Here is a 12794-nt window from a genome sequence, read left to right as displayed (position 1 = left end):
TATCAAAGATAAAGCATTTATCATCTTTATATCAGATATTTAGCACGATATGCTTTCGCATTCGTGTGAATAAAAGTTATGCACTTTTTAAAGTACAATTAACCTTATTAAAATATACATAACAATTTGGAAAAAAGCAATAATATTTTGAAGTTTGTTAAAAAAATAATAAATAAAAAGAAGCACTAAAATATTCAGTGCTTCTTAAAAATCAGATTTTTGCTATTTGTGTAATAGCGTTTTCTTTTATAATAATTTTATAATGTTCTTTATAGTAGTCTTCGCTAAATGATGTAGCAGATAGCTTGATTCCATACTCGGACAAAATATTGGCTGCGGCTGAGAAATCTTTTTTATCATCATTCTTTTTAAGCACAAGAATAAATCTGTTGTTGATTTCATCTTTATATAAAGTATTTTCTCCGGAATAACTCTTGACTGCCTTTGCAGCATCTATAAACTCATCCAGAGTGTTAAATGAATATGCTCTTAGGTAAGATTCCTTTGATGACTCCTCATTTTCGACATCATTTTTCAAATCAAGAGCTCCTTCTAATAGGTTACTAATCTTCAAATCAAAGGAAGAGAATAAATCATCGGCAGAAGTAGGAGAGAATCTTGCAAATCTTGAATCTAATTCATCAGGATCATCCACTTTTGTTACATATATAATAATGCTGTCATTAGATAGAGGTACAGCCTCTATCATAAGAGGTGAATCATCCGCATCAAAACCTACCTCATAAGAAGCTTTGCTAAGCATTTCCTGAAACAATGATTTTGCATTATCACTTCCATATGTTAATTCTACTATGTCTAAATTTCTATTCTTTAAATCAACACTTGATAAAGTACATCTTATCTGATTGGTATTAACCCTTTCAATTCTCAAGGTATCACCCCTTTCTATAATTCTATTGTACTTATATTTTCAGATTATGTAAAGTGTATAAGTAGGCACAAAAAAAGCAGGTGATGGGAATCGAACCCACGTATTCAGCTTGGAAGGCTGATGTTCTACCATTGAACCACACCTGCAAAAAATTACTCTATAATGGTATCAAAAATGTTAATAACTGTCAAGAGAAAAAATGAAAGTAAATGTTCATTTTTAAGCACAATAAACATACCTTAAAAACTTTTAGAAAAAATAAAATATAATTAGATAAGCCTTGAAAATGCTATTAAAAAATGTTAAAATAAAGATACATTATTAGGTTTTTGTAATTAAAACTGCATAATTCAGAGAGGAGATTTACAATGCTACTAATTGGTAATGGAAGGGTAGTTACTGGAAATCAGGAACAGCCATTAATTGAGGATGGGTCTGTAGTACTGGATGGCAACACAGTTTTAGAGGTTGGAAACTACCGTGATTTGAAGGAAAAATATGCGGATGCAACTTTCGTGGATGCAAAGGGCGGGCTCATAATGCCGGCATTCATCAACACACACGAGCATATTTATTCTGCGATGGCAAGAGGCTTGAGCATCAATGGTTACAACCCACATGGATTTTTGGAGATCCTGGACGGCTTATGGTGGACAATAGACAGAAATTTAGACAACGAGCTCACATATCTTTCTGCTATGACTACTTATATTGACTGTGTTAAGAATGGTGTTACAACTATTTTTGATCATCATGCAAGCTTTGGTGAGATCGAGGGAAGCCTTTTTGCTATTGAAAAGGCTGCAAGAGAGACGGGTGTTAGAAGTTGTCTTTGCTATGAGATATCTGATCGTGATGGCGAAGACAAGATGAAAGCGGCTGTTAAGGAGAACGTTGATTTTGCAAATCATGCAAAAAAAGACGATTCAGACATGATTGCAGGTATGATGGGAATGCATGCCAGCTTCACAATTTCTGACAAGTCAATGGAATATGCTATGTCAAGAAAGCCGGAAGATATCGGATGTCATATCCATGTGGCAGAGGGTATTGAAGATTTGCATTCATGCTTGAAAGTACACAACCAGAGAATTGTTGACAGATTATATGACTGGAAAGTTCTGGGCGATAAGTCATTACTTGCACACTGTATTTATATTAACCCACATGAGATGGATCTTATCAGAGATACAAACACTTGTGTAGTACATAACCCTGAGTCAAATATGGGTAATGCATGCGGATGCCCTCCAACAATGGAGATTGTTCACAGAGGAATTGTATGCGGACTCGGAAGTGATGGCTATACACATGACGTTTTAGAGTCATGGAAGGTTGCAAATGTGCTTCATAAGCACCATTTATGCGATCCTAATGCAGCTTGGGGTGAAGTTCCAAAGATGCTTTTTGAGTACAATGCAAATATTGCAAACAGATACTTTAAGAAGCCGCTTGGAGTATTAAAGCCCGGCGCAGCAGCTGATGTTATCGTTGTTGATTATACACCGAATACACCTATGACCGCTTCAAATATCAATAGCCATCTATTGTTCGGAGTATGCGGAAAAGATGTTAGAACTACAATTGCAAACGGAAATATCTTGATGAAAGATAGAGAGCTTCTTCACATTGATGAAAAGGAAGTACTTGCTAAGGTAAGAGAAGGTGCAATGAGACTTGCAAATAAGATCAATGGAAGGGGAAATGCATAATGGGAGATATAATGACACCGATTCCTTTTGATAGGATCATGGAAAGACTCCTTGAGGAGATGGAAAAAGAAGGCTCTTGTTATGGAGTAAAAAAGGCTTATAAGGCTGATAAGAATAAATTTTACACTATTTTCGGAAGAAAATTGGAGACACAGATAGGTCCTGCAGCAGGTCCTCATACACAGCTCGCACAGAATATTATCGCAGGATATTATGCAGGTGCAAGATTCTTTGAGCTTAAGACAGTTCAGAAGATGGACGGTAGAGAGCTTGCAGCTTGTGTGGCTAAGCCATGTATTACAGCTGAAGATGAGTGCTACAACTGTGAGTGGTCTACAGAACTTACAGTTCAGGAAGCTTTTGATGAGTATATCAAGGGTTGGTTTGCACTTAAGGTTATCTCAAAGGAATGGGATCTTGGCGGCAGCGATGGATTCCAGTTCAACATTTCAGTAGGATATGATCTTGCAGGTATTAAGCTTCCTAAGGTTGATAATTTCATCAACGGAATGATGGATGCTTCAGAAACACCTATATACAAAGAGTGTAAGGAATATCTTGAGAAGAATTTAAGCAAGTTCAAGAAGTTTACAAAGGCTGATCTTGATGCTATTACTCCTGATATTGTAAATTCCGTAACAGTATCTACATTGCACGGATGTCCTCCACAGGAGATAGAAGCTATTGCATCATATCTTATTACAGAAAAGGGATTGAATACATTTGTAAAATGTAACCCGACTCTTCTTGGATATGAAGTTGCAAGAGAGATGCTTGACAGCATGGGATACGACTACATTGCGTTTACAGATCTTCACTTTAAAGAGGATTTACAGTACTCGGATGCAGTTCCTATGTTAGAGAGACTTATGGCACTCGCTTCTTCAAAGAACCTTGAGTTCGGCGTTAAGATTACAAATACATTCCCGGTTGATGTAAAGAATAATGAGCTTCCATCACAGGAAATGTACATGTCAGGAAAGTCGCTCTATCCACTTTCACTTCTTGTTGCGAGAAATCTTTCAAGAAGCTTTAACGGCAAGCTTAGAATTGCATATTCAGGTGGTTGTGATTACTTCAATATAGATAAGGTTGTAGGTAGTGGAATCTGGCCTGTAACAGTGGCTACTACTATCTTAAAACCGGGTGGCTATCAGAGATTTATTGAGATGTCAGAGAAGCTTGAAAAGCCTGAGATCAAGGCTTGGTCAGGAATTGATGTAGAGGCTCTTGAGAAGCTTGTTTCAGAGGTTAGAAGTGATAAGCATCACGTTAAGCCGGTTAAGCCGCTTCCAAACAGAAAGTCAAGCAAGAAAGTTCCTTACCTTGATTGCTATATGGCACCTTGTGTAAACAGATGTCCTATCAATCAGGATATTACAACTTACGGAATCCTTGTTAATGAAGGAAAGTATGAGGATGCTCTTAATGTTATCTTAGAGAAGAACCCGCTTCCATTCATGACAGGTCATATCTGTACACATACATGTCAGAGTGCTTGTACAAGAAATCACTATGAAGAAGATGTGCAGATCAGAAGAAATAAGCTTATTGCGGCACAGAACGCATTTGAAAAGGTTGTACCTACTTTAAAGAGCACTGATAAGAAGAACTTAAAGGTTGCTGTAGTAGGTGGTGGTCCTGCAGGTATCGCAGCAGCATTCTTCCTTGCAAGAGAAGGTGTGGATGTTACTGTATTTGATGAGAGAGATACTATGGGTGGTGTTGTTGCAAACATCATTCCGGGATTCAGAATTCCTGCTGATGATATCCAGAGAGACGTAGAGCTTGCAAAGGCTTGCGGAGCAAAGTTTGTTACAAACAAGAGAATTGATGATATAAATGCACTTAAGGCTGAAGGCTTTGATAAGGTTATCCTTGCAATAGGTGCACATAAGGAGCTTCCACTTGAGCTTGAAGAAGGAAAGGCAATAAATGCACTTCACTTCTTAGAGGACTTCAAAAAGACTGAAGGAAAGATGGATCTTGGCGAGAATGTTATCGTTGTAGGTGGTGGAAACACAGCTATGGACGTTGCAAGAGCGGCTAAGAGAGTTCCTGGTGTTAAGAATGTATACCTTGCATACAGAAGAAATGCAAGATATATGCCTGCTGATGAGGAAGAACTTAACGAGGCAATTGAGGACGGAGTAGAGTTCGTTACACTTGTTTCTCCAAAATCATTCAAGGGCGGAAAGCTTGTATGTGCTAAGAATGTACTTGGTGAGCCTGATGCAAGCGGTAGAAGAGGAGTTAAGGAGACAGATGAACTTGTTGAATTACCATGTGATACACTTATCGCATCTATCGGTGAGAGTGTAAGAGGTGACTTCTACACAAGCAACGGAATTGAGATTGACAAGAAGAACCTTCCTGTACTTAATCCTGTTACTCTTGAGACAAATGTTAAGGGAGTATATGCTGCAGGTGACGGCGCTAAGGGTGCATCTGTTATCGTAAAAGCTATTGCTGACAGTAAGAGGGTTTGTGAGGCTATCGTAAATCATGCAATCGGTGAGCTTAAGATTTCAGATACTACTGACGAGAAGGTATACTCATACAGAGGAATCCTTGAAGAGGTAGAGGAGAAGAAGGCTGACAACAGATGTTTAGCTTGTGACTATATTTGTGAGAATTGTACAGAGGTTTGTCCAAACAGAGCTAATGTGTATGTTAATGTAAAGGGTAGCCATCAGATAGTTCATGTGGATTATATGTGCAATGAGTGTGGTAACTGTGAGACATTCTGTCCATATGCTTCTGCACCATACAAGGATAAGCTTACATTATTCGCAAGCGAAGCAGACATGCTTGATTCAGAGAACGACGGTTTTGTGATCGTTAAGGGAAGCAAGGATGTTAAGGTAAGAATTGACGGACAAAATCTTGTGTATAGAATAGGCGAGAGCAATGACAAGCTTAATTATAGATATGCTGAACTTATCGACACTATCTATAATGAATATGAGTATTTGCTCCTATAATATAGACTAAGATAAAATATGATATAGTTAAGATATGCCACCCTAAAAAGTGGCATATTTTGCTATGTAAGGAGATAATATGAAGAGAGTTTTTATTAAGGGTGGGAAAATAGTAAATTCCAAAGAAAGCTTTGTCGCCGACATACTTATTGAAGATGAGAAAATAAGTAAAGTATTTAAAAACGGTGAGGTAGCTAAGCTTGATGAGGATACAAAGGTTATTGATGCTTCCGGTAAACTTATATTCCCCGGATTTATAGATGCACATACACATTTTGACTTGCATGTTGCAGGTACAGTTACATGTGATGACTTCTATTCAGGAACAAGAGCTGCCATAAGCGGTGGAACTACAACTATTATTGATTTCGGCACCCAGTACAAGGGAGAAACTCTTAACGAGGGTATGGACAACTGGCTTAAGAAAGCTAAAGACGGAGTATTCTGTGACTATGGAATACATATGTCAATCAGTGATTGGAATGAAGAAGCTAAACGTCAGTGTCAGGATATGATGGATAGAGGTGTTACCACTTTTAAAATCTATCTTACATATGACATTATATTACAAGACAATGAAGCTTTTGAGGTAATACAAAGACTTAAGGAAGTTGGGGCTATTACCGGAGTACACTGTGAGAATGCCGGACTTATATTTGCACTTCAGCAGGAATTTGTGGAAGCCGGATTGCAGAACAAAGTATCTTCTCATTATAAGACCAGACCGGCTGCAGCTGAAGCTGAGGCTATCGGAAGAATACTTCACCTTGCAGAGGTGGCAGGCAGTGATATCATTGATGTACATTTGACATGTAAGGAAGGACTTGATGAGATAAGAGCTGCCAGAAAAAGAGGGCAGAAAGTATATGCCGAGACCTGCCCACAGTATCTTACTATGACTAACAGTCTATACGAGTTACCGAGATTTGAAGGTGCCAAGTATGTTATAGCACCACCACTTAGAGAACAGTCTGATATTGATGAGCTTTGGAGAGCGATTGCAGATGGAGAAATTCAGACTGTAGCAACAGATCACTGTTCTTTCACGTCAGAGCAAAAGAAACTTGGAATGGAAGACTTTAGGAAGATTCCGGGAGGAATGCCGGGCGTAGAAACAAGAGGTATTGTGATGTACTCTGAAGGTGTTGCTGCGGGTAGAATTAGTGCAGAAAAGATGTGTGAAGTACTTTGTGAGAATCCTGCAAAACTTTATGGACTTTATGATAGAAAGGGATTCATAGAAGAAGGCTTTGATGCAGATATTGTCATATTAGATCCAAAGGCACAGACTAAGATCACTGCCGCTACTCAGGTTTCAAAATGTGACTATTCACCACTTGAGGGCAAGGTTCTTAGCGGACATATCGATAAAGTGTTCTTGAGAGGTAGTGAAATAGTTGATAATGCCAAAATCAAAGATACTCCGGAGGGTAAATTCTTAGAAAGGAAGCCATATCTCAGATTTTAATAATAGATGAACCTTTGGTTTACAAATATGTTTCTATGTATTTATTTAAAAAATGAATAAATGCATAGAACTTTTTTTTGATTCATAGTATAATACTTATGTATAAACAAATTAGAAATGTATAGTTATAGCTCAAATTAATATATAGGCTTTACATAGAAGGGGAAATATGCGACTTATTGATACAAAAGATGCCGTAGGGCATATGCTCTGTCATGATATAACACAGATAATAAAAGGAGAAAAGAAAGGTCCCGTATTCAGAAAGGGACATATTATAAGACAAGAGGATGTGGAAGTATTACTTTCAGTAGGTAAGGATCATATCTATATCTGGGAAGTAAATGAGAACATGTTGCATGAAAATGATGCGGCACTTATGCTTTATGATATGTGTAAGAATGAACATCTTAAAAGAGATCCGGATATCAAAGAGGGTAAGGTGGAGTTGATTGCAGAATGTGACGGACTCTTAAAGATAGATAAGGAAAGAATTAATAAGCTCAATTCACTTGGCGAGATGATGATTGCAAGTATACATGATAACTTTCCTGTGAAAGCCGGTCAGCATCTTGCAGGTATGAGAGTCATACCGCTTATCATAGAAAAAGAAAAAATGGAAAAGGCAAAGGAAATAGTGGGAGACAAGCCTCTCTTTGAACTTTTACCATACAGACAAAAGAAAGTCGGAATAGTGACTACAGGTAATGAAGTTTACTATGGAAGAATAAAGGATACCTTTACACCTGTGGTTATAAACAAAATGAAAGAATATGGTGCAGAAGTTATAGCACATGAGATAAGCAGCGATGATGTGGAGATGGAAATAGAGTGCATTAAAAAGGTAATGGCTGCAGGAGCAGATATCGTACTTTGCACAGGTGGAATGAGTGTTGATCCTGATGATAAGACACCTTATGCTATAGGACAGAATGCAAGCAGGGTTATTACTTATGGAGCACCTGTACTTCCGGGTGCTATGTTTATGCTTGCCTATGGCGGTAAAAATGAAAATGTAACCTTTATGGGACTTCCGGGCTGTGTAATGTATGAGAAGAAAACAATATTTGATATTGTATTGCCAAGAATTATGGCAGGGGAAAAGGTGGAAAAGTCTGATATAGATATATTGGGAGTTGGCGGGTATTGCATGCATTGTCCGACATGCATATTCCCAAATTGTTCATTTGGTGTGTCATAACTTAAGAAGGAGCGTATATGAACAAGGAACTTTATAAGAAAATAGAAGAGTCAAAAGGAAAGAAGGCATTTGTCATTACTTCTTTGGGTGATAAAGACTTTGGAGGCAAGGCGATAATACAGGATGGTGAGCTTATTTGGGAAAGCCCTAATACAAGTTTTTTTTCAGAAAACCTTAAAGAACTTGCGAAGATAGATGAAACAGGCGTTATAAATGTAGCAGGTAACAGACTTTATTTTGAGCAGATATGTAATAATAAAAAGATAGTAATATGTGGTGCAGGGCATGTAAGTCTTGCACTTATAAAGATGGGAAGCTTGCTTGGCTTTGAAATGGTAGTAATAGAGGACAGAGAAGAGTTTGCAGCTAAGGCAAAGGAAGCAGGAGCTGACAGAGTGTACTGCGAAGAGTTTGGCCCCGGACTTCAAAAGCTTGATTCAGATTATGATACCTATTATGTTATCGTTACCAGAGGTCATCAATGGGATAGACTATGTATAAGAGAAATACTTAAAAAGCCATATGCCTATGTGGGGCTTATGGGATCAAAAAGACGTGTAGGCTTTGTTTTACAGGATATCAAGGAAGAAGGATTTAATCAGGAGCAGGTGGATAAAATATACACTCCTATCGGTCTTAATATAAATTCAGAAACACCTGCTGAGATAGCAATTTCTATTTTGGGAGAGATAATTTCCGTAAAGAATGTTAAGAAGAAAAATGCAGGTTATGTTGATGGTATGCTTGAAAAGATTATAAACAGCAATGAAAGAATGATGATGTCAACTATTATCGGTAAGAAGGGCTCTGCACCAAGAGAAATAGGGGCTAAGGCATTATTTATTGAAGATGGAAGCTTTTTGGGAACCATTGGAGGTGGAAAGGCCGAGCATGATATTTATACAGAAGCAAACAGAATACTTAAAGAAAATATTGAAATGAAGGCTTTTATACTTGAGGTAAACTTGACAGATAGCGAAGCAAGCCTGGAGGGTATGGTTTGCGGTGGAAGAATAGAAGTATTGCTTGAGCCGGTTTAAAGGGAATATGAGAGATTGTTACAATAGAAAAATTGACTATATGAGAATCTCCGTTACCAACAGATGCAATTTCAGATGCACATATTGTATGCCTGAAACAAAAAAAGTGGAAGAGACTCTAAGTCTGGATGAAATATACGAAGTGGCACTTGCAGCAAGCGAATGTGGTATAACAAAGTATAAGATCACAGGTGGTGAGCCTCTTATAAGAGATGGTATAGTTGATTTTATAAAAAAACTTCATATCTTAGATAATATAAAAGACATTACAATGACAACAAACGGGTTTTACCTTGAAAAGCTTGCAAAAGATCTAAAAGATGCGGGACTTTCAAGTGTAAATATAAGTCTGGATACTTTGGAGAGAGATAAATTCAAAAAAATTGCCGGCGTTGATGCATTAAATGATGTAATGGCAGGTATGAAAGAAGCTATAAATGCAGGAATAAGTACGAAGATAAATACAGTAATACAAAAGGGTGTAAATGATGATGAGCTTTTTGATATTATAGAGCTTGCTAAGAATGATAGATTAAATATCAGATTTATAGAGATGATGCCTATAGGGCATGGCAAGGAATCAACAGGGGTAAGCAATGTAGAGATCCTTGAAAGAATAAAAGAAAGATACAATGTCGCCGAGGATAATAAAAGACATGGAAATGGTCCGGCAAAGTATATAAAGCTTGAAGGATTTACCGGATCTATAGGTTTTATCAGTGCAATGCACGGAAAATTTTGTAACTCTTGTAATAGAATCAGATTTACATCTACAGGTAAATTAAAACCATGTCTTTGTTATGAATCAAATATTGATGTAAAGGATATTTTAAAAAATACTGAAATCGGATCTGAAAAAAAGCACAATATATTAAAAGAAAAAATTAGAGAATGTATAGCAGGAAAGCCGGAAGCTCATGCTTTTGAAGACTTGTCAAAGATTAGTGAAATGAAAGATATGGTAGAAATAGGTGGGTAATGGAAAATAATATAGAAGTTTTAGCAGTATGTATAAGTGAGAAAAAAGGTACTGAGAAAAAAGAAGTTGAAAAAATTGTATTAAAAGAAGAATGGGGCATTGAGGGAGATGCACATGCAGGAAAATGGCATAGACAGGTGAGTTTATTGGCATTTGAAAAAATAGATGCTTTCAGAAAAAAAGGTGCCGAAGTTGATTTCGGAGCATTTGGTGAGAATATAATTGTAGGTGGCGTAGACCTTGGAAGTATACCTGTGGGAACTGTCCTTGAAATAGGCGAAGCAAAACTAAAAGTTACACAGATAGGTAAGGAGTGTCACAGTCACTGTAATATATATAAAAAAATGGGGGACTGCATTATGCCAAGAGAGGGCATATTTGCAGAAGTATTAAAAGGGGGAGTTGTACAAAAGGGAGAGAGTATAAGAGTTATTGAAAAAGGAGAAGGTCCATACAGAGTGGGTATAATTACCGTTTCTGACAGAGCTTCAAAAGGAGAATATGAGGATAAATCAGGTCCTATGATAAAGGAGTTGGTGGAAGCTGCCGGAATGGAAGTGGTTGATTATATTATAGTTCCGGATGAGAAGGGCCAAATAGCTAAAAAACTATTGCATTTCAGTGATCAAAGACAGGTGGATTTAGTATTTACCACAGGTGGTACAGGATTTTCAAAAAGAGATGTAACTCCGGAAGCTACGAAGCAGGTGGTGGAAAGAGAAGTACCGGGTATAGGAGAGGCACTTAGAAGTTATTCTCTTACAATCACACCAAAGGCTATGTTAAGTCGCCAAACTGCCGGTATAAGAGGAAATACTCTGATAATAAATTTACCGGGTAGTCCAAAGGCCTGTAAAGAGAACATTGATTATATAATGAAATCACTTATACATGGTTTAGGTATTTTAAGTGGTAGAGAAACAAATTAATATTTATAAAGGGAGAAGATTATGAGATTAAAAAATATTTGTAAAGTTTTGGGTGTAGTTGCAGCATTGACATTAGTAGGTTGTGGCGGACAAAAGGCTGCAGAAACTACAGCACCTGAAACTACAACTGTAGCAGCGGAAACAACAAAAGAGGAAACAACATCTGCAGAAGAAACAAAGGCAGAGAGCAAAGGGGATGCATCAGCAATAAATGTATTTGCAGCAGCATCACTTAAGGGGGCAATGGAAGAGATTATTGTTGAGTACAACAAAGCTAATCCTGATGTAAAGATTGCTTTAAATACAGATTCATCAGGTAAACTTCAGACTCAAATCGAGGAAGGATTTGCATGTGATATCTTCTTTAGTGCAGGAAAGAAGCAGATGGAGAAGTTAAAAGAAGGTGGATTTATCAAAGAAGGTACAGATGTGGATCTGCTTCACAATAAACTTTGTATAGTAGCTCCTAAGGAGTCCGAGACAAAGGTTACAGGTATTGCCAATATAAAGGATGCCAAGTCAATATCAATCGGTGAGACTACAGTTCCTGCAGGTGCATATGCAAGAGAGGCACTTTCAAAGGCATATCCCGACCTTGGTATCAGCAAGGAGAGTACAGGAGCTGAGCTTCAGGAGAAGCTTGGACTTGAAGTGATTGAAAACTCTAATGTTACAAAAACACTTTTATCTGTTGTAGAGGGATTTGGTGAAGTAGGATTTGTATATGTTACAGATACTTATGGAAAAGATGATGTTCAGATTATTGAAAAAATAGATGAGAGCCTCAGTGGAAAAATCACATATCCTATAGCAAGAGTAAACAATGATGAGGCTGATGAAAAAACAAGTGCTGAAGCTGACAAGTTCTATGATTACTTGAAGTCAGATGCTGCAAAGAAGGTATTTGAAAAATATTTATATGAGTAATGTTTTAGCACATTTAGATTGGAGCCCTTTTTTTATAACTCTAAAAATAGGGCTTCTTTCTACAATAATATGTTTTTTTCTGGGTGTGGGACTTGCCTATGTCAGTCTTTACATGAACAAAAGGATAATGGCGATATTTGACAGCATACTTACATTGCCAATGGTACTTCCGCCTACTGTAGTGGGATTTTTTCTGCTTCTTATATTTAGCCGAAGAAGACCGGTAGGCATCTTTTTATACAGTAATTTTCAGATAAAGATAGTGCAAAGCTTTGTAGGTTGCGTACTGGCGGCATTTATTATAGCTTTTCCGCTAATGTATAAGAATGCCAAGTCGGCTTTTTTACAGCTGGATAAGAATCTTATATATGCAGGCAGAACTTTGGGGCTGTCAGAGTTTCAGATCTTCTTTAAAGTGGTATGTCCTATAACATCGCCATCACTTTTTTCGGGTGCGATTTTAAGCTTTGCAAGAGCGATAGGAGAGTATGGTGCGACATCTATGCTTGCCGGTAATATATCCGGGAAAACCGCTACAATATCACAGCAGATAGCTTATCTTGTACAAAATCAGAGCTATCTTGAAGCCGGAATATGGGTAGGCATTGTGCTATTTATCGCCTTTTTAATAATGCTTTTGATGGAGTATATGCAGAGGTAGT

The 12794-nt window shown here is 37.5% G+C and carries 10 protein-coding genes and 1 tRNA gene; 9 read left to right on the top strand and 2 right to left on the bottom strand.

Annotation, left to right across the window (positions count from 1 at the left end; all coding sequences use genetic code 11):
* Positions 1–211 precede the first annotated feature (211 nt).
* On the bottom strand, positions 212–892 hold the full coding sequence (locus D4A81_RS10565) for an adaptor protein MecA (protein WP_111524901.1): 681 nt from the start codon (positions 890–892) through the stop codon (positions 212–214).
* A gap of 75 nt (positions 893–967) precedes the next feature.
* Positions 968–1038, bottom strand: a tRNA-Gly gene (locus tag D4A81_RS10560).
* Positions 1039–1260: 222 nt separating this feature from the next.
* On the opposite strand from D4A81_RS10560, the gene ssnA reads away from it, so the two are divergent.
* From ssnA to modB, 9 genes are all read left to right on the top strand, one after another.
* Positions 1261–2604: a putative aminohydrolase SsnA gene (gene ssnA, locus D4A81_RS10555; RefSeq protein WP_111524902.1), complete on the top strand. Its 1344-nt coding sequence runs from the start codon at positions 1261–1263 to the stop codon at positions 2602–2604.
* Complete coding sequence (gene ygfK / locus D4A81_RS10550) at positions 2604–5588, top strand: putative selenate reductase subunit YgfK (RefSeq protein WP_111524903.1); 2985 nt, start codon at positions 2604–2606, stop codon at positions 5586–5588. Before ssnA ends, ygfK begins: the two co-directional genes overlap by 1 nt.
* A gap of 79 nt (positions 5589–5667) precedes the next feature.
* Positions 5668–7056 (top strand): dihydropyrimidinase, encoded by a 1389-nt coding sequence (gene hydA, locus D4A81_RS10545; protein ID WP_111524904.1) that lies wholly within the window; start codon positions 5668–5670, stop codon positions 7054–7056.
* 169 nt (positions 7057–7225) lie between these two features.
* A complete protein-coding gene (locus D4A81_RS10540) occupies positions 7226–8257 on the top strand; it encodes a molybdopterin-binding protein (protein ID WP_111524905.1) in 1032 nt (343 codons plus the stop codon).
* A 17-nt stretch (positions 8258–8274) separates the two neighbouring features.
* Positions 8275–9297 (top strand): XdhC family protein, encoded by a 1023-nt coding sequence (locus D4A81_RS10535; protein WP_111524906.1) that lies wholly within the window; start codon positions 8275–8277, stop codon positions 9295–9297.
* Positions 9298–9304: 7 nt separating this feature from the next.
* Positions 9305–10276 carry a GTP 3',8-cyclase MoaA gene (moaA, locus tag D4A81_RS10530; RefSeq protein ID WP_111524907.1) on the top strand — a complete coding sequence of 324 codons (972 nt, stop codon included), beginning with the start codon at positions 9305–9307 and terminating at the stop codon, positions 10274–10276.
* The gene (gene mog, locus D4A81_RS10525; protein WP_111524908.1) at positions 10276–11205 is read left to right on the top strand and encodes a molybdopterin adenylyltransferase; all 930 of its coding nucleotides are present in this window, start codon (positions 10276–10278) and stop codon (positions 11203–11205) included. Before moaA ends, mog begins: the two co-directional genes overlap by 1 nt.
* Positions 11206–11226: 21 nt before the next feature.
* A complete protein-coding gene (modA, locus tag D4A81_RS10520; protein WP_111524909.1) occupies positions 11227–12132 on the top strand; it encodes a molybdate ABC transporter substrate-binding protein in 906 nt (301 codons plus the stop codon).
* Positions 12125–12793, top strand: a complete 669-nt coding sequence (modB, locus tag D4A81_RS10515; RefSeq protein ID WP_111524955.1) for a molybdate ABC transporter permease subunit — start codon at positions 12125–12127, stop codon at positions 12791–12793. Before modA ends, modB begins: the two co-directional genes overlap by 8 nt.
* Position 12794 lies beyond the last annotated feature (1 nt).

The sequence above is a fragment of the Lachnoanaerobaculum umeaense genome (assembly GCF_003589745.1).
Taxonomy (GTDB): Bacteria; Bacillota; Clostridia; order Lachnospirales; family Lachnospiraceae; genus Lachnoanaerobaculum; species Lachnoanaerobaculum umeaense.
The sequence above is the reverse complement of the archived record's forward strand: the minus strand, read 5'-3'. Positions and strand labels throughout refer to the sequence as shown.